The 18,645-nt window shown below is 63.6% G+C and carries 15 protein-coding genes; 10 read left to right on the plus strand and 5 right to left on the minus strand.

The window, feature by feature from the left end:
* Positions 1 to 49 precede the first annotated feature (49 nt).
* The 4 genes from P9273_RS00900 (at position 50) to P9273_RS00915 (ending at position 4,396) form a co-directional block, all read left to right on the plus strand.
* The gene (locus tag P9273_RS00900; RefSeq protein ID WP_336619359.1) at positions 50 to 1,498 is read left to right on the plus strand and encodes a GMC family oxidoreductase; all 1,449 of its coding nucleotides are present in this window, start codon (positions 50 to 52) and stop codon (positions 1,496 to 1,498) included.
* A gap of 11 nt (positions 1,499 to 1,509) precedes the next feature.
* Positions 1,510 to 1,953, plus strand: a complete 444-nt coding sequence (locus P9273_RS00905; protein WP_278047219.1) for a hypothetical protein — start codon at positions 1,510 to 1,512, stop codon at positions 1,951 to 1,953.
* A 93-nt stretch (positions 1,954 to 2,046) separates the two neighbouring features.
* Positions 2,047 to 3,267: a glycosyltransferase family 2 protein gene (locus P9273_RS00910; RefSeq protein ID WP_278047220.1), complete on the plus strand. Its 1,221-nt coding sequence runs from the start codon at positions 2,047 to 2,049 to the stop codon at positions 3,265 to 3,267.
* 49 nt (positions 3,268 to 3,316) lie between these two features.
* The gene (locus P9273_RS00915; protein WP_278047221.1) at positions 3,317 to 4,396 is read left to right on the plus strand and encodes a glycosyltransferase; all 1,080 of its coding nucleotides are present in this window, start codon (positions 3,317 to 3,319) and stop codon (positions 4,394 to 4,396) included.
* A 168-nt stretch (positions 4,397 to 4,564) separates the two neighbouring features.
* Here the strand turns inward: P9273_RS00915 and P9273_RS00920 are convergent, their stop codons facing one another.
* The 4 genes from P9273_RS00920 to P9273_RS00935 form a co-directional block, all read right to left on the minus strand.
* Positions 4,565 to 5,359, minus strand: a complete 795-nt coding sequence (locus tag P9273_RS00920) for a family 16 glycosylhydrolase (protein WP_278047222.1) — start codon at positions 5,357 to 5,359, stop codon at positions 4,565 to 4,567.
* Positions 5,360 to 5,476: 117 nt separating this feature from the next.
* A complete protein-coding gene (locus tag P9273_RS00925; protein WP_278047223.1) occupies positions 5,477 to 6,499 on the minus strand; it encodes a phosphoribosyltransferase in 1,023 nt (340 codons plus the stop codon).
* A 38-nt stretch (positions 6,500 to 6,537) separates the two neighbouring features.
* Positions 6,538 to 8,034, minus strand: a complete 1,497-nt coding sequence (locus P9273_RS00930) for a lipopolysaccharide biosynthesis protein (RefSeq protein WP_278047224.1) — start codon at positions 8,032 to 8,034, stop codon at positions 6,538 to 6,540.
* 241 nt (positions 8,035 to 8,275) lie between these two features.
* Positions 8,276 to 9,520 carry a glycosyltransferase family 4 protein gene (locus P9273_RS00935; RefSeq protein ID WP_278047225.1) on the minus strand — a complete coding sequence of 415 codons (1,245 nt, stop codon included), beginning with the start codon at positions 9,518 to 9,520 and terminating at the stop codon, positions 8,276 to 8,278.
* A gap of 395 nt (positions 9,521 to 9,915) precedes the next feature.
* Between P9273_RS00935 and P9273_RS00940 the strand changes: the two genes are divergently transcribed.
* The 6 genes from P9273_RS00940 to P9273_RS00965 all read left to right on the plus strand — a co-directional run bounded on the left by P9273_RS00940 (position 9,916) and on the right by P9273_RS00965 (position 17,489).
* Complete coding sequence (locus P9273_RS00940) at positions 9,916 to 11,088, plus strand: glycosyl transferase family 1 (RefSeq protein WP_278047226.1); 1,173 nt, start codon at positions 9,916 to 9,918, stop codon at positions 11,086 to 11,088.
* A complete protein-coding gene (locus P9273_RS00945; protein ID WP_278047772.1) occupies positions 11,088 to 12,101 on the plus strand; it encodes a glycosyltransferase family 2 protein in 1,014 nt (337 codons plus the stop codon). Before P9273_RS00940 ends, P9273_RS00945 begins: the two co-directional genes overlap by 1 nt.
* Positions 12,101 to 13,039, plus strand: coding sequence for a glycosyltransferase (locus P9273_RS00950; RefSeq protein ID WP_278047227.1), 939 nt, complete (start codon positions 12,101 to 12,103; stop codon positions 13,037 to 13,039). The genes P9273_RS00945 and P9273_RS00950 overlap by 1 nt, the downstream gene beginning before the upstream one ends.
* Positions 13,029 to 14,015 (plus strand): glycosyltransferase family 2 protein, encoded by a 987-nt coding sequence (locus P9273_RS00955; RefSeq protein WP_278047228.1) that lies wholly within the window; start codon positions 13,029 to 13,031, stop codon positions 14,013 to 14,015. The genes P9273_RS00950 and P9273_RS00955 overlap by 11 nt, the downstream gene beginning before the upstream one ends.
* Before the next feature lie 29 nt (positions 14,016 to 14,044).
* A complete protein-coding gene (gene galU / locus P9273_RS00960; protein WP_278047229.1) occupies positions 14,045 to 14,941 on the plus strand; it encodes a UTP--glucose-1-phosphate uridylyltransferase GalU in 897 nt (298 codons plus the stop codon).
* Between the two features lie 166 nt (positions 14,942 to 15,107).
* Positions 15,108 to 17,489 carry a polysaccharide biosynthesis tyrosine autokinase gene (locus tag P9273_RS00965; RefSeq protein ID WP_278047230.1) on the plus strand — a complete coding sequence of 794 codons (2,382 nt, stop codon included), beginning with the start codon at positions 15,108 to 15,110 and terminating at the stop codon, positions 17,487 to 17,489.
* Positions 17,490 to 17,925: 436 nt separating this feature from the next.
* Here P9273_RS00965 and P9273_RS00970 read toward each other — a convergent pair whose 3' ends face one another.
* Positions 17,926 to 18,639, minus strand: a complete 714-nt coding sequence (locus P9273_RS00970; RefSeq protein WP_278047231.1) for a metallophosphoesterase — start codon at positions 18,637 to 18,639, stop codon at positions 17,926 to 17,928.
* Between the last annotated feature and the right edge of the window lie 6 nt (positions 18,640 to 18,645).

Consider the following 18,645-nt stretch of genomic DNA (forward strand, 5'->3'; position numbering starts at 1 on the left):
CAACGGGGCCGACAATGACCATGCGCGTGAAGCAGGAGGGTTCGATCTGATGGTGCTCGACGTTCGGCCCGAACAAATCGCCAACGAGCATTTCGATCTCGTCGTCATCGGATCCGGCTTCGGGTCGTCCTTCTTCCTGCACGAGTTCCTGAAGCGGCGCAAAGCCCGCGTCCTGGTACTGGAATGGGGCCGTCACAACACACATGAATGGCAGCTCAGCCAGAACGCCAACACCGACATAGACGACGAAAGCACCTACAAGACCGACAACGCCGACAAGCCGTGGAACTACACGATCGGTCTTGGCGGCGGCACCAATTGCTGGTTCGCGCAGACGCCGCGTTTCCATCCCAACGACTTCAAGCTGAAGAGCACCTACGGCGTCGGCAACGACTGGCCGATCAGCTATGACGAGCTCGAGCCGTTCTACGGCGACGCCGAGGAGATCATGTCGATCTCGGGCGATCCCGACATGGCGCGGATGTTGCCGCGCTCGCGGCCGTTTCCGCAGCCGCCGCATCGCATGTCGACGCCCGACCGCATGATGAAAGCGGCGCAGCCGGACCAGCACTTCGTCATGCCGACCGCCCGGGCGCGTGTGGCGACGTCGCAGCGCTCCTCCTGCTGCGCCAATCTCAGGTGCTGGCTGTGTCCGGCGGACGCCAAGTTCACCGTCAACAACGGCCTGATGCACGTCTTCCAGCATCCGGACGTCTCGGTTTGCCTCGGAGCCGAGGTGCGCCGGTTCGACCATGCCGGCGCCGCGGTCCGCTCCGTCGCATTCGTGCGGGACGATAAGGAATATTCAGTCAGCGGCGATCTCTTCGTCCTTGGCGCCAATGCCATACAGAGCCCGGCGATCATGCTGCGCTCCGGACTTGGCGGCGAGTTCGTCGGCTTGGGCCTGCATGAATCCTATGGCTGGAACTACGAGGCCTATCTCGGCGGCGTCGACAATTTCGACGGCTCGACCATCACCACCGGCCTGAATTTCGGCCTCTATGACGGGCCGCACCGGGCCGAGCATGCGGCGGCGCTCGTCTATTTCGAAAATCGCTGGCAGCACGGCATGCGCGCCGAGAAGGGCAGGCTGCGGCAGGTGCTGCCGCTGGTCGTCGTCACCGAGAACCTGCTCGACCCCGAAAACCGGGTGGTCCTCGACAAGGACGAGAACGCGTTCGTGAGCTTCAAGGGCGCGTCGGACTATGCCACCAAGGGCATGGCGAAAGCGCTGGAAAGGCTGCCGGAGCTGCTCAAGCCGCTGCCCGTCGAGCAGATCTTCGATCGCGGCATAAGGCCGACCGAGTCGCATGTGCAAGGCACGCTGCGGATGGGAACAGGCCCCGCCGATTCCGTGGTCGACCGCGACATGATCCACCACCAGCTCAGGAACCTCGTGGTCGTCGGCACCAGCACCTATCCGAGCTGTTCCTGCGCCAATCCAAGCCTGACGGCGGCTGCCTTGTCCCTGCGGGCGGCGGGGAAGCTGGCGGCATGAGGGAGGGCTCGATGAAGATCACGCGCCGCACCGCACTGGCCATCGTCGCCGGCGGGGTCGCCTCCACCGGCATCGCGGCCGCAGCCGTCTCGTCCTTCTCGGACGAGGACCTGGTTCGCGTCACGCTCGAAAGATATTTCGGTCCACTTAACATGCGCGTCGAGCACCTGCAGCAATTCGTGCTCGAATTCCGGAACCGCAACCCCTGGATATTCCCCAGCGCCAAGCTGGCGGACGCGGTGACGCTGGCCGAAACGGTGAAGCTCGGCAAGGCGCGCGAGCTGCTGCCTCAGGACAAGCGACGCGATCTGCGCCATTTCGACCGCTGGGTCGTCGCCGAGTTCCACATGCTGACCGATTATGCCTGGCGCAGCTCGCCCGATGATCCGATCCGCTTCACCGGCTGGCAACCATGCACCAATCCTTTCGCCAATCTGGAACCGCAGAATGCGTAAGACAGGCGGAACAGAAGCTCTTTGTTTTCACGCAATTCCGGACGGAAAGCCGTCTCACGCTTTTCCTGGAGTTGCTCCAGCATGAGGTCGCCAATGGCTGCGCAGCGCAAACCGACGGTCACCGTCATCGTCCCCACCTTCAACCGCGAAAAATTCCTGCCCGAAGCCATCGACAGCCTGCTCCGGCAGACTGTGGTGCCGGATCAGATCCTCATCGTTGACGACGGCTCGACCGACAACACCGGCGCGGTGGCGGCCTCGTTCCCGGCGCCGGTGGAATATTACCGCAAGGAAAATGGCGGCAAGTCGACGGCGCTGAATTTCGCCCTGAAGCACTGCACGGGGGATTTCGTCTGGATATTCGACGACGACGACGTCGCGCACCCGACGGCGCTGGAACGGTTTCTCGACGCCTTCGAGCGGCAACCGGAGGCCGATTTCGCCTTCGGCGAATACGCGCGTTTCCAGCGCTCCGCCCAGATCGAGGAGCAGGATTACGAGATCGTCGCCTTCGGCCACGTCACCCAGGACAATTTCTTCCCGTCTCACCTCGAATACTGCCACGTTCACCAACCGGGCCTGCTGGTGCGCCGCAAATGTTATGAGGAGGTTGGGGGCTTCAACGAGACCCTGGTCCGGTCGCAGGACTATGAGATGATGCTGAGGCTCGCGCGCCGGTTCAAGGCAATCCGTGTCGACGGTCTGATGTTCTTCCAGCGCCAGCACGACATGGTTCGCGGCAGCACCAAGGTCGTGATTTCCTATACAGACCGGATAAAGGCCTGGGGGTCCTATGACCGCGTGATCATGGAAGAGATCTATAAGTCGGTCGATCTCCACGAATATCTCGATCGCTCGGAACAGGCCTTGCCGAAGACGGCCGATCTCGAGATGCAGGCGCTGCTGCAGCGCTCGAGCATCATGGCAAGGAAAGGCCTATGGCACCATGCGGCCGCGGACATCCGCCGCTACGCCCAGCTTGCCGAACGAGCCGGAAAGACGTCGCTCAGCGACAAGGAACGCGCCATCGTGCGGCGCACCTTCGAAGCCTATGACACGGGCCTGGCATCCGCCCCCGCCGATGAATTCGTCTCGGCGGTGAAGGGATGGAAGGCGGGTCCGTTGAAGGCCGACATCGTCAGGGAGTACATGCACTCCTTCCCGCATCATCTGGTCAGGGACCTGAAGGCGGGAAAGGTGATCCCGGCATCGAAATTATGGCGGGAGTATTCGACGCTGTCGCTTTCCGCCTCGCTCGGCCGGTTGTGCCGGGCGATGACGTCGAAGCTTCCATTGGCGCGCGGCGCAAGCTGATCAGCCGTGGGTTGCGGATGGTCGCCCGGGCCGAATTAGGAGCCGAACGATGAAAGTGCTTTTTGCAAGCGGCAACGGATACATTCCAGAGTTCACCGGCGGTGTGCAATCCAACACCCATCATCTGGTCGAACAGCTGATCGAGCACGGCCACCAGGCGTCGGTCCTCGCCTCGCTGTTCGGCGACGGCATGTTCGGCTTCAAGGCACGCGCCAAGATGAAGCTGCTGCGGCAGCCGGCGGTGGTCGACAATTTTCCCGGTTACCCGGTGATGCGCGCCTGGTTTCCCTGGGAGGCGACGGGCTTCGCCGTCAGGAAAACCAGGCCCGACGTCGCCGTCGTGCAATGCCACAAATCCGTTCAGCTCGGAAAAGCGCTCCTTGCCGAAGGCGTGCCGCTGGTCGTCTATCTGCACAATGTCGAATTCCATGAGCTTGCAGGCGACCCGCGCGAACTCGGTTCGGCCTTGTATATCGCCAATTCGGAATTCACCGCGCGCACCTACAGGGAAAAATTCGGCATCGAATCCATCGTGCTTCCGCCGACCATCAATGACGCCCTCTATTGCACGCACACGACCGGCGAATTCGTCACCATGATCAACCCCTATGAGGAGAAGGGTTTCGGTCTGGCGGTCAAGATCGCGGCTGCCTGCCCGGAGATTCCGTTCCTCTTCGTGGAGAGCTGGAAACTGGACGACGACCATCGCGCCCGCGTCGAGAAGACCATCGCGCCGTTCTCGAACATCAAGCTCGAAAACCGCACCAACGACATGAAGACGGTCTATGGCCGCACCAAAATCCTGCTTGCGCCGAGCAAATGGGAGGAAGCCTGGGGCCGCGTGGCGTCCGAGGCGCATTGCAGCGGCATCCCGGTCGTCGGCTCGAGGCGCGGCGGCCTGCCCGAAGCTATCGGTCCCGGCGGCGTGGTGCTCGACTACGATGCTCCGCTTACCGACTGGGCTTCGGCGGTGAAGCGCCTGTGGAAAGATCGCCAGGAATACGAACGGCTTTCGGCCGCGGCTCTCGCCTTCTCCAAGCGCCCGGAGCTCGATCCCGCGCGGCAATTGGTGGTGTTTCTCGATCTGCTCGAAAGGGCGGCCCGGCAGGGCGTCCGGCGTGCGGCGTAGGGCAATTCCAGGAAAGCGCAAAACGGCTTTCTGGGAGCCGCTTAGAGCAATTCCAGCAAAAGCGTGAGCGGTTAGGCTCGGCGGTTTCGCCGTAGCCTTCCGTCCGGAATTGCATAAAAAAACAAGAAGATAGAGCGGTTCACTGTTTCCGTGAAACGGTGAAATGCTCTAGGAGCCGAGATCGGTCCTCTTGTAGCCGTGTATCGTCATGACCAACTTGTCGGTGGGCGCCATCGGCTCCCATTGGCCGGCCCAGCGCGGGTCCATCACGGTTCCCGCCGCGACCCACAGGTCGAAATAGGGCCTCATGGGATTGTTCGGAAAGGCGCCGCCGGCCGTATCGGCGGGCGTCACGACGGCGGCTTCTTTCCCGTTGATCAGAAAAGTCACACGCTTGCCCGCTTCGTATTCGATGCCGAGCCGGTAACGCTTGCCGGACAGGTCTCCGAGCTCGATCCATTTGACCCAGACGCTCTTATGCTGGTTGTTCACGCTCGCCCAGACGGTAAGCTGCAGCCCTTTCGTGCCGACGATTTCGAAGTCGATTTCCTCGTGGGCCTTGTCGTTGAATGTCCAGAGCGGCGCGGCGATGAGCCCTGGCCTCATCTTCGGCAGTGTGACGTCCACTTCCCAACGCGCCGATGAGGCGTCCGACTTGCCACCGGTAATGACCTGCGCCGAGGCCTTCTCGCTGACGGTCAACTGAAGCTCACCGTTGACGATCTTGACGTTCTCACCTTTCCAGCCGTAGCCGCCAAGCTTGGGTTCGTTCCATTGCGAGGGAACGAACGGATTGCCGTATTTCCAGAGCTGGAGCTTGACCTTCGACCAGTCGGGAAGCGGGTCGAGGGCAGGCTTCGCCCCTTGCTCGGCAGCGGTTTGGGCCAAGGCGCGGCCCGCAAGTAACGGCATTGCCACGAAAACGCAAAGCGGTGGCAGGAACTTTCTGCGTGTGATGTCCATAAGCCGATCTCCTCTAGCGGCACCCCGATGGCGGTGGGCTTCTCAGGGAGCGTTCATTTTCGATGGTCTGAACTTTGCATCGCAATGGGCGTCAGGATTTGCTCCAATTGGCAGCCGTCAGGCCGGCCGCTTGACCCGGTTCTTCACCGATTCATAGCCGCGCTCGCCAAGCAGCAGCCGTGCCATTTTCTTGGCGACAGCCTTACGTCCGCCGGGTGAATTGACCTGCCGCAGCCGGGTCGGAAGGTTGCGGGCAGCCTGCTCGAGCGCCGGCAGCGACAGCGCGTTGGGGTAGCTCACGACGTTGGTTTCGACGCACAGCACCGGCTTGCCCGACAATTCGGCGATCCTCAGCGCCTGCTGGTGTTCGCTCTCGATGAACAGGATGGCGTCCGACTTGCGGTAGAACTCGGCCTTGAAGCTGCCATGCGCGCCGAGCCGCTGCCGTTCGGCCTTGTTGGGCAGGTCGAGCATGACGAGACGGTCGTATTTGATGTCGTGGGCGGCAAGCCAGGCCTCGGTCAGCTTGCGGTATTTTTCCAGACGGCTCGTCACCAGCCAGCCGATCTTGCGAGTCGGGCCGAGCAGGGGCCGCGCCTCGGTGAGGAATTTCTCGTAGGCAGGGCCGTCGTCGTTTTCCTCCTCGGTCGGATCCAGGCAAAGCACGCCGTCAATGTCGACGCAGCATTGCTCGAGGAAGACGTGATGCATGAAATTCCACTGGAACATCCTCGGATGCGGCACGGCCTCGAAGACCATGTCGGTTTCCTCATGCTGCAGTGTCAGCCCGAACACGGCGGCGAAGATGAAATCGCCCTCGATTCCGCTGGCCACGACCTTTTCGCGCGCATCGCGCATGGCGGTGCCGCCGATGATGCTGTCGTCGATCACCAGGATCTTGCGCATGTCGGAGGCCTGCCGGTCCAGGCCCGCCCAGCGCTTCGTGATACCAGACGTATAGATCCGGCCAGCCAGGAAACTGTCGAGATCGGTCATCGGGATGTTCGCCGTCAGGCTGACCAGCGTCGCGGCGAGGATGCCGCTTCTCGGCACGCCGACGACCAGGTCGATGTCGCGCGGCAACCGGTGCAGGTTGCGCACGATCGCATCGTTCATGTCTGAAATCGATCGATAGTTCATGCGGTTATCCTGTCCTGAGATCAGCGTGTCGCGCGGGCTCATTTCGCCCCGCTCGGCGCGGCGAGAAGCCCCCGTGCCGGGACCAGGCGCAACGCCTCGCGAAGCGCTTCTCGCCCCGCGCCGAAGGCGAGCGCGACGATGATAGTGACGGCATAGGAGAGCGCCGCGCCGCCGGCCAGCACGACGACGGGCGGGGCCTGCAGCAACGGTTTGGCGAGCCAGACCGCGCCGAAGGCCAGATGCGCGCCCAGCACGAAAGGCAGTGCCGCGTGAAGCACATGGCTGGCCTTGAGCGGTCCGTGCCTGCCGACATAGAGCCACAGGAAAGGCGTGCGCATATATTCGCTGACCGCGTAGGCGACGGCGACGCCGAGCGCGCCGTAAGGCAGGCCGATGGCGAAGGCCAGTACCGAGGTCACTGCGGTGACGATACCCCAGCGCATGAAGTCGCCCGAACGGCCCTGGCTGACGAACAGCCATCCCGCGGGGTTGTTGAGCGGCTGCAGCAGTCCGGCAAAGCCCAGCGCCAGGAAGATCGGCGCGCTTCCCCGCCACTGCTCGCCGAGCACGAAGGGGATGAGCATGTCCGCCATCGCGGCGGCGAAGGCGACGCCCGGAAGCGCCACCAGAAGGATCAGCGGCATGACGCGCAGATAGGCGCTGCGGTAGCGGTCCGGCTCGTCCTTCAGCCGCGAGAGCGCCGGCACCATCACCTTCGCCAGCGGGTTGGTGATCTGGCTGAGCGGGAAAAGCAGCAGCTTGTAGGCGCGGTCATAAAGGCCGAGCTGCGCCTCGCCCCAGTATTTGCCGATCAGCACATTGTCGAGGTTGCGGGCAAAGAAATTGGCGAAGTTGAAGCCGGTGATGCCGGCGCCGAAATTGATCAGCCCGCCGATGCCCTCGACCTTGCGTGGCACGCCGGGACGCCAGCGCGAGGAAGCCCAGTAGCACAGCGTCGGCAGCACGGCGCTCGCCAGCGTGCCGGCGAAAAGCGCCCAATAGGAACGGTCGATGAAGGTCCATGCGATCGAGACGGCGACGCCGATAATAGCGCTGGCGATGTCGATGACGGCCAGCCGCGTGAATTCCATGCGGCGCGTCAACAGCGCCACATGCTGGGCTCCCAGGCCATAGGCTATGATCTGGAGGCCGAAGGCGGCGACCAGGCCCGTCACGCGCGGCTCGCCATAGAAGGCGGCGACCATCGGCGCCGAAGCCGCGAGCACGCAGGCAAGCAGTGTGCTCACAGCCACGTTGATCCAGAACAGGTAATTGACTTCCTCGTGGCGAATGCCGGTCTTCTGGATCGTCGCCTGGGTCAGGCCGAAATCCTGGAACAGCGCGATGAAGGCAAGCACCGGCGCGCACATGGCCACAACGCCGAAATCCTGGGGCGACAGCAGACGGGAAAGCACGATGACGGAGATCATCTGCGTCGCCACCCGCACCCCCTGCGCCACGGCCGTTACGACGGCGCCGCGCCCGACCGATTTTCGAAGAGAGCCTTCTGGCGGATCGAATGCACTGGCTTGCAAATTCAGGATTCCTGACTTTCGCTCAATCCGGGCCCGTGTATCGGACCGTCATTGAGCACCGAAATGCCCCGTCCGCCCTCAATCATGAAGCAAGGATATGGCAATTTTTGCGACGCCGCATCAAAATTGTTGCAATGCAGCAAATTTTACTGGTCGCAGAAGGGACGGCGAACAACGACATGTTCAAACAGAGGTTCAAAGCGCGCCGGCTGTTTCCGTTTCAGCACGGCACTTCAGGCGCTCAAGCGGCCGAGGGGATTGGGGCGGAGGTGGTTTGCGAGAGGCCCGCAGCTAGCGGCGACTGCGGAGAAGATAGATCGAGCGCCGGATCGAGCCGTGCGGGTTCCCCGCTGCGCTCGAATGCCACGCGCTCGTAGAGCGCGTCGAGAAATTCACCCGCTGGCCCCGACGCGAACAGGGTCTCCGCCGTTCGGCGGGCCCCACGGCGAAGCGGTGCCATCAGATTTGGCTGCCCTATATAGACGGTCAGTCGGTCGACGGCCTCGGTGGCGAGGCGCTCGACCTCGTCGCGGAAATATTGCGCGTACCCGGGATCGCCACGCAAATCATACCCCGGATTCCACCAGTCACCGTCTTCCGTGAGCTTCACCGGCAACGAAATCCCGTTGACGCCGTCCTCCAGGAATTCCGGCAAAGCGCACACCCTGGTTCCAAGCACCGGCGTGTGCTGCGACATCGATTCGATGGCCGAGTAGCCGAACGTGTCGCCGAAGGTTGCGAGGATTGCGAAATGCGATTTGCCCAGCAGCCGCAGCACCGCGTCGTTGGGCAGCGCGCCATGGTGCTGGACGTTTTTCAAGCTGAGCAGCTTGGTATAGGGATCGAAGAAGCCGGGGCTGGTCGGGTCGGTCCACACATGGCCGCCAACAAGCAGGCTGGAGACGATATTCACCCGGATCGGCAGGTTCCGCTCGATCGCCTTTTCAGCGATCTTGACCGCCACGCACCCGCCCTTGCGGCCGAAATGCGCGCCGACGAAAGTCAACACGAGCTCTGCCGCGCCGTCGCCCGCCATGGCGTCCTCGACGGCGGGAATGACGATGTTGGGATGGCGCACGATCAGCTTATCCGAAAGCAAGCCGGCATCCGGGTTGTCGGCGTGCTGGCTCAGGAAACATCTGCGGGCAAAATGCGACAGCGCGATGATCCGGCGGCAGCCGTGGCCGGCAATCCGCGATCGCATGTAGGTCGCTATCCGACCCTCTTTGCGCAGGGCGAACTGACGCGGCAAATGGGATTCAAATGAAATGATGAACTTGGAGGAATTGAGCGGTATGCGATTGAAGGCATGCACGAGATCCACAGAGCGGTCGGGCTCGATCAGTGTGACGCCCTCCAGTTTCGTCGAGATCAGGTTGAACGGCAGGAAACGCTTGCGCACCATCGTATGTCTGGATGAGCGCGGCGTTACGAAACTTGTCGGATACCGGTCGTTGTAGACGGCAACACGAAGAGATCTGCCCATGTCACATCTCCTCCGTGCAAACCATCGGCATGGGGAGTCGTCGTAAAATTTGCCAGCGGCGCCAAGTCATCACAACCATGCACTTCCACGCCGCAACAAAGTGCAGGTGGCAGTCCCCAACGTTCAGTTCTGACGGCCTACTTTACGTTTACGAATTTAAAACCATTTCTTATTGCGCTGCAACATAATAATTGAGCGACTGCTTATGCTTCGGCGCGATCGCTTCGAATCGCGCGCGACGCACCGGGCCGATGCGAAGGTAGCCGGCGATCTACTGAAGAATTGTGCAGCGCAGCGTGAATGGTCGCGCATTTGCTACGGCGCACCAAAATTGTTGCGATGCAGCAAAAGCTGTACTAGCATCCCGACGGGTGGGCCAACAGCGGTCGAGTTACATGCTGCATGTCTTGTACCTTGTGCATGACGTATCCGATCCGGCTGTGCGCCGGAGGGTGCAGATGCTCAAGGCAGGCGGCGCCGGGGTCACCCTGGCGGGCTTCCGCCGCACGACCAGCCCGGTCGCCGAGATCGAGGGTATCGAGCCCATCGACCTCGGCGCGACGCGCGACGGCCGATTCGCGCAACGCCTGGGCGCGGTCGCCAAGGCCGCCATGTCGATCGGCGCGAAGCTGGGCGCCATGCCGACGCCCGATCTCATCATCGCGCGTAACCTCGAAATGCTGGCGCTGGCCCGCCGCGCCAATGCCACGCTCGGGGCAAACGTGCCTATTGTTTATGAATGCCTGGATATCCATCGCCTGGTGTTGCGCGACGATTTCCTCGGCAGGACGTTGCGCGGCGCCGAACGTCATCTCGCCCGCGACGTGAAGCTTCTGGTGACGAGCTCGCCGGCCTTCATCGCCAATTATTTCAAGCCTTTCGGGCAGATCGTCGCACCCGTCGAGCTGATCGAGAACAAATATTTCGAGGCGGCGTCCGTTGTCGCCGCGCATTCCTTGGGGGACGACAGCCCTGCGACGCCGCCCTGGCGCATCGGCTGGTTCGGCGCGCTGCGCTGCCGCCGTTCGCTGGAACTGCTGGCCGATTTCACCCGCCGTCAGGCAGGGCGTTTCGAGGTCGTGCTCAGGGGTCGCCCGGCGCTGTCCGAATTCCCGGACTTTCACGGTTTCGTCGAGGCCGAGCCCTGGCTTTCGTTCGGCGGGCCTTACCGCAACCCGGAGGATATGGCGGCCATCTACGGGCAAGTGCATTTCTCCTGGGCGATCGATTTCTTCGAAGCCGGCCAGAATTCCGAATGGCTGCTTCCCAACCGTCTTTATGAAGGCTGCCGCTTCGGCGCCGTGCCGATCTCGATGGCGGGCACCGAAACCGGCCGATTCCTGAAGCGGCAGGATATCGGCGTGCTTCTGTCCGAAGCGACGCCCGAGGGCATCGAAGCGATGCTCGGCGGGATGGATCAGGATCAATATCGCGGCCTGAAGTCGCGGGTGCTGGCGCGCAATCCTCGGACCTGGAGCTACGACCGCAGCGACTGCGCGGCTTTCGTTGCAAAGCTGAGCGGCCTCGCCGCCATGCCTTCAACCTTTGTGACGGAGGCGGCGGCGTGATGGGAGGTGACGTGCAAGAACCGGTGACGCAGGCTGCCCCGTCGATCCTGATCGTCGTTCCCTGCCTCAACGAGGCGACCCATATCGGCGGCCTGCTCGACCAATTGCGGCCCGCGGCGGCACGGCTCGGCGGTCGCATCGTCGTCGCCGACGGCGGCAGCTCCGACGGCACGCAAGCCATCGTCGAAAACGTCGTGGCGAAGGATCCCCGGGTGATCCTGCTCGCCAATCCGAAGCGCCTGCAGAGCGCGGCCGTCAATCTCGCGGTGGCGAGCCTCGGCGAAGGCGTCGACTACCTCATTCGCATCGACGCGCACGGCGGCTACCCGGATGACTACTGCGACCGGCTGGTCGAGGAAGCCCTTGCCACCGGCGCCGATTCGGTCGTCGTTTCGATGCTGACCGCCGGCACCGGCGCCGTGCAGAAAGCGGTCGCGGCGGCGCAGAACTCCAAGCTCGGCACCGGCGGCTCGAAGCACCGGCATATGTCCGAGGGCGAGTGGGTCGACCATGGCCACCACGCGCTGATGCGCATCGCCGCCTTCCGGCATGTCGGCGGCTATGACGAGAGCTTCAGCCACAACGAGGACGCCGAGCTCGACTACCGCCTGCGCCAGGCCGGCTGCCGCATCTGGATGAGCGGCAGGACGCAGATGGTCTATTATCCGCGCTCGACGCTGAAGAGCCTCTATTTCCAATATCTCGGCTATGGCCGCGGCCGCGCCAGGAACGTGCTGAAGCACCGCATGGTGCCGAAGGTCCGGCAGATGATTCCGCTGCTGGTTGCGCCCGTGGTGCTGCTCGCCCTGTTTTCCTTCCTCCACTGGCTGGCGGCGGTGCCATTCCTCTTGTGGGCGGCGGTGTGCCTCGGCTACGGCATCGTGACCGCGATACGCCAGCGCAATGCCGGCATAGCGCTTGCCGGCGTCTCGGCAATGGTCATGCATTTCGGCTGGTCCGTCGGGTTCTGGCAGCAGCTTTTGACCTCCCGCTCGCAGCGCAAGGTGGCGTGATGGCCGGGCGCTCGATCGACATCTGCATCTGCACCTTCCGCCGGCTGGAGCTGGCCGACACGCTGCGCTCCGTCGCCGCGCTGGAGAAGCCTAAGGGTTTGGAGATCGGCATCGTCATTGCCGACAATGACGATGAACCCAGCGCGCAGAAGGTGGTGAAGGCTTTGGCCGAAGAGCTGAACCTGCCGATCCGCTACCGCCACGCGCCGGCGCGCAACATCTCGATCGCCCGCAACGCCTGCCTCGACGCCAGCGTTTCGGACTTCGTCGCCTTCATCGACGACGACGAGACGGCGTCGCCCTCCTGGCTGGTCGAGTTGATGGCGGCGGCCGACGCAACGGGCGCCGCGGCGGTGCTCGGCCCGGTGCGGGCGCATTACCGCCAGGACGCACCGGACTGGATGCGGAAGGGCGACTTCCATTCCACCTTGCCGGTCTGGGTACGCGGCGAGATCCGCACCGGTTACACCTGCAACGTCCTGCTCAGAACGGCCGATGCGAGCCTGCGCGGCCGGCGCTTCAGCCTGGCGCGCGGCCAGACCGGCGGCGAGGACACCGAATTCTTCGACGCCATGGTCAAGGCCGGCGGACGCATCGCCTTTGCGCCTGATGCCTTCGTCGACGAGGTCGTGCCGCGCGCCAGGGCCGCGTTCGACTGGCTGCGCCGCCGCCGCTTCCGCTTCGGCCAGACGCATGGCCACCTGATCGGGCGCGGCGCCGGCGGCATGCGCCGTGCCGGCCAGGTCGGGCTTGCCTCCGCCAAGGCCGCCTACTGTTTCGGCATGGCGATTTTGACCGCGATCAGTCCGGTGCGACGGAACCGCAGCGTGTTGCGTGGCATTATGCACGTTGGCGTCGTCAGCGGTTTGGTAGGTGTCCGTGAAATCCGCCAATACGGCCTCACGTCGCCAGAACAAGGGAACAAGCGTGCAGCCTGACGTCAGCTTCGTCATCGCCGCCTACAATGCGGAGGCCACTCTCGACCGCGCCATCGCCGGCGCGATCGCCCAACTTGGCGTGACCGTCGAGGTCATCGTCGTCGACGACCAGTCGCGCGACGGCACGCTGGATGTGGCGCGCGCCTATCCGCAAGATATCGTCAGGGTGGTGGCGCTGCCCGCCAATCGCGGCCCGGGCGGCGCCCGCAATGCCGGCCTCGACCTTGCGCGTGGCCGCTGGGTGGCGGTGCTCGATTCCGACGATGCGGTTCTTCCCGACCGCCTGGCCACGATGATCTCCCGCGCCGAAGCGGCGGGCGCCCAGATTGCGGTCGACAATGTGCAGGTCGTGCGCGAGGACGGCACCCCCGACGACACCATGTTCCCGGCCGGCTATCTCGAAGGCCTGCGCGAAATCTCGCTGGCCGACTATATCGACGGCAATCTGGTCTTCGAATCGCGCTTCAATCTCGGCTATCTCAAGCCGATCTTCCAGCGCCGCTTCCTCGACGACAATAGGCTGCGCTACGACGAGAAGCTGCGCATCGGCGAGGACTACATTCTCCTGGCCAGCGCGCTGGCCAGCGGCGGCCGCTGCGTGGTCGAGCCGACCGTCGGCTATGTCTATCACATCCGCACCGGCTCGATCTCACGGGTGCTCGAATTGCATCACGTCGAGGCGATGACGCGCGCCGACGCCGCCTTCGCGGCGGCATATCCCATGGACAGCAGCGCAAAGGCGGCCTTCGCCAGGCGTGGCCGCAGCCTGCGCAAGGCGGCGTCGTTCCTGTCCCTGGTTCAGCACATCAAGGCGCGCGCGCCGCTCAAGGCGATCGGCGCGGCGCTCAGGGATCCGGCCGCGATCGGGCATATGAGCATGCCTATCGCGGTCCGGCTGAGAAGGGTTGCGGCGCAGTTTCGCCGTGGGGGCGGGGAGATGAAGCATGCGGGCGATTTGATAGCCGGCGACAGATAGAAATCTTTTTCTCGCAGAAGGAAGACCAGATGCAGAAAGTCAGGAAGGCAGTCATCCCGGTGGCGGGGCTCGGAACGCGGTTTCTGCCGGCGACCAAGTCGATGCCGAAGGAAATGCTGCCCGTCGTCGACAAGCCTGTCGTGCAATATGCCGTTGACGAGGCGTTCGAGGCCGGCATCGAGCACATCGTCTTCGTCACCGGCCGCAACAAGGCGGTCATCGAAGACTATTTCGACCTGCACCCTGAACTGATCGGCACGCTGGAGCAGACGGGCAAGAAGGCGCAGCTCGAATCGCTGGAAAGCCTGCTGCCCGTCGCCGGCGCCACCTCCTTCATTCGCCAGCAGTCGCCCCAGGGCCTCGGCCACGCCGTATGGTGCGCGCGCGACGTGATCGGCAATGAGCCCTTCGCACTGCTGCTTCCCGACATGGTGTCCTTCGGCGCGCGCGGCTGCCTTGCCGAGACGGTCGATCTCTATAAGCGTACAGGCGGCAATGTGATCGCCGTCGAGCGCTGCGATCCCTCCGAAACCAGCAAATACGGAATTGTCGGCCGCGGCGCCGAGGTGGCATCCGGCTTCGAAGTGACGGCGATGGTCGAAAAACCGGCGCCCGCCAACGCGCCATCGAATTTCTACATCAACGGCCGCTACGTCCTGCAGCCGGAGATATTTGCGCTGCTCGGCAACCAGCAACGCGGCGCCGGCAACGAGATCCAGCTCACCGACGCCATGGTGCGCCTGGCTCAGAGCCAGCCTTTCTATGCCCAGCCTTTCGATGGCCGCATGTTCGACTGCGGCTCCAAGGAGGGCTTCATCGAGGCCACCATTGCCTTCGCCTTGGCGCGCGACGACATGAAGGGCCCTGTCTTCGAGATGCTGCAGCAATTTGTCCGGTCGCATGAGCGCCGGGAAGTAGCCGCATAATGCCCATCTTTCGGGTGCATATGCGGTTTCGCGATGGCGCGACTGCCACTCAAGCGCCCGGGCCTTCCGGCCCGGCGCATCCTGGCAACAACGTTGCGCGGTCTTTTCTGGTCACGACGCCGATCTACCAGGCCGATAGCGCCTGCAACCTGGAATTGGACCGAATATGAACTATGCCAACTTTCCTCTCGACAAGAGGATGCCGTTGCCCAGCACCGACCCGGAAAAGGGTGAAGACTTCATCGATGTCGAGCGTCTGCTTGGCATGGCTGCCCGACAGGCCAAGGTCGTGGCGGTCTGCGCCATCATCGGCCTTTTCCTGGGCGTGATCTATCTGCAGACCACGCCCAAGCAATACATGTCCGTGGCGAGCGTGCTGATCGACGAGGGGCTGAACAAGGTCGTCGACGACATTTCGGCGGCGTCGCAAACCGTTCAGACTGACGCTTCCTTTCTCAGCCAGGTCGAGATTCTCACCTCCGCACGCCTGGCATCGGTGGTGGTCGACAAGCTGAAGCTTGATCAGAACGACGCCTTCATGAACCCGCCGCAATCGGCTTTGGCCAAGGGCATCGGCTTCCTGCGTGGTGTGGTCGGCTATTTCCGCGGCAGCTCGGCCGATGACATCCCCGGCATGCAGAATGTCGACGAGGCGACGCGGCAGGCCATGATCAAGACGGCGCGCCACGACTATGCCGTGCTGAAGCTGCAGAGCGAGGTGCTGGCGCAGCGCAACGGCCGCAGCTACGTGCTCTCCATCGGCTACCAGGCGCCCGATCCAGCTCTGGCCACGGCCATCACCAAGGCCTATGCCGATGCCTATCTGGCCGACCAGCTCAACGCCAGCTTCGACGCCACCGAGCGCGCGGCCTTGTGGCTGCAGGGCCGGCTCACCGAGTTGCGCGAAAGCTCGCAGCAGGCTGCGATGGCGGTCGAGAAATTCAGGGCCGAGCACGGGCTCTCCGCCAACAGCGACGGCCAGTTGCTGAGCGACAAGCAACTCGCCGACCTCAACGCGCAGCTCATCGTCGCCCAGGCCGATACAGCAAGGGCCAGCGCCCGCTACCAGCAATACAAGGCGATCGTCGACAGCGGCTCCGAAAGCGCCTTCAACGATTCGGCCATCGGCGCCGACCAGCCGAGCAGCTCGGTCATCATCGCGCTCAAGACCCGCTATCTGGCCATTGCCAAGCGCCTGCAGGACGTCGAGACCAATTTCGGTAAGGATCATCCGCAGGCGGTCGCGCTGACCAAGGAAAAGGCCGACGTCTCGGCGCAGATCTTCGGCCAGTTGAAGCAGCTCACCGAAAGCTACCGCAACGACTTCCAAGTGGCGCAGGCGCGCGAGCAGGCGCTGCGCGACAAGATCTCCACCGCCGCCGGCAAGAGCTCGATCGACAACCAGTCGCAGGTGAAGCTTAAGGAGCTCGACCAGCAGGCGCAGGCGCTGACCACGCTCTACCAGACCTTCCTCAGCCGTTACGAGGAAGCCTCGCAGCAGCAGTCCTTCCCGGTCGGCAAGGTTCGCATCATATCCGACGCGACGATGCCGCTCGCGGCCTCCAGCCCCCGCACCCTGCGCGTGCTGGCGCTGTCGCTCGTGCTTGGCCTGATGCTTGGAGCCGGCTTCGGCGGCCTCAACGAGTTCAACGAGCGTTTCTTCAGGACGGGCGAGGACGTTCGTGACCGGGTCGGTCTGAAATTCCTCGGCTATCTGCCGACCATCGGCGGTGGCAAGGCCAAGGATTCCAAGCCCGACGACCTGCCGGCCGACGGCAAGGTGGCGAGCCTTTCCGCGGCGGAGAGACGGGCGCGCATGCGTGTCAGCATCGACGCCCCGGCATCGATGTTCGCCGAGACGCTGCGCAACGCCAAGATCGCCTTCGATGTTGTGATGGAAGACCGCGGCAGTCGGGTGATCGGCGTCATTTCGGTGCTGCCCGGCGAGGGCAAATCGACGGTGGCCGCGAATCTCGCCGGCCTGCTCGCCGCCAACGGCGCCAAGACCTTGCTCATTGACGGCGACCTGCGCAATCCGGGCTTGAGCCGCAGTCTCGGCATGGAGACCGAGCAGGGTCTGATGGAAGCGGTGGTCAACGGCCAGACCTGGCAGTCGGTCGGCAAGGTCGACCGTCAGACGAAGCTGGCGATCATCCCCGCCGTGCTGCGCGGCCAGTTCTCGCACACCAGCGAGCTTTTGGGCTCGGCCGGCATGCGCCGCTTCATCGAGAACGCCAAGGAGACGTTCGAATACATCATCGTCGACTTGCCGCCGCTCGGCCCCGTCGTCGACGCCAAGGCCTTCGCGCCGCTGGTCGATGGCTTCGTGCTGGTCACCGAATGGGGCCGCACGCCGCGCAACATGGTGCGCTCGATGCTGGAATCGGAGCCCTATATCGCGAACAAGGTGATCGGCGCGGTGCTCAACAAGGTCGATCTGAAGAAGCTGGCCAAATACGGCTCGCTCGGCGGTTCGGAAAGGTTCTTCGACCGCTACTCGACCTACTATCTGGAAAAATCCGAGCAGCGCCCCAAGCAGGCAGCCTGAAGCGGGTTTCGGTCATATGAAAGGCGAACTGCTCCGCATCTTGATGCCGAGACATCCCTTAGCCGTCTGCAGGCGCTTGCGGACCTTTGTGGTTAGCCGGAAGGCCCATCCCTTCGTCATCCTCGGGCTTGACCCGAGGATCCATGCCGTGAGCGTCGCCGTAGAGTGCGAGGGTCCAGAATTCTGCGCCGCTGGCGCCGCCTCGGCGTAACGGCATGGATTCCAGGGTCTGCGCGCGTCGCTTCGCTCCTTGCTCCGCCCTGGAATGACGATCGGAGGGAAGCTGCAGCCAATCTCCAAGGCTGGCGCTTGCCTTCGTAATGACGACGTCGGCAAGGCTTAGGGCCACTCTCCAGGGTTGGCATAGTCGGCTCAACAGACGATAGGTGTCGCCCTGTCGCCATGTCTCCGACCCGCCAAGTCTTGCCGAACCGCCCTAATCTCGTGAGGACAGCAAGCGGCCGTATTTGCCGACGATCCTGAGAGCGGTCAGCCGTCCGGTTTGAAAGGCGCCGGTGTCGATGTCGAGCCGGCGTCCGTCGAGCGTCGGAGCATCGACGATCGTGTGCCCGTGCACCACCCAGCGGTCGAGGCGATGCGCAGCCTGGAAGAATTCCTCGCGGATGTTGAGCAGGTCGCCCTCGTCCTGCGCCTCGAGCGCGATGCCGGGCCGGATGCCGGCATGCACGAAGACGAATTGGTCGGAGCAGATCATCGCCGGCAGCGTGCGCAGGAAGTCGATGTGGCCGGCTGGGATGGCCTCGCGTATGCGTGCATCCGCCTCCTCGCTCGAACCGTAGAGGCTTATCAGGCGGTCAGGGTCGACGCCGTAGGAGAACAGGGTCTCGCGGCCGCCATAGCAGAGCCAGGTTTCGCGCGAGAGATGACCGTCCAGATAGAGGAGCAGCGCGACCTCATGGTTCCCCGCGAGGCAGATGCGTTGGAAGCCCTTCGGCGGCGGCGCCATCAGATGGTCGACTACGCGCCGCGAATGCGGTCCGCGGTCGATATAGTCGCCCAGCATGATGATGATCTTGCGGCCGCGGAACCGTTGGGCGTCGAGCTGGATTTTTCCTTCCAGCGCGCGCAGCTCGTCATGGCAGCCATGCACGTCGCCGATCGCGTAGACGACGGTGTCGCGCATGTCCATGACAAG

This window comes from Mesorhizobium sp. WSM4935 (assembly GCF_029625735.1).
GTDB lineage: Bacteria > Pseudomonadota > Alphaproteobacteria > Rhizobiales > Rhizobiaceae > Mesorhizobium.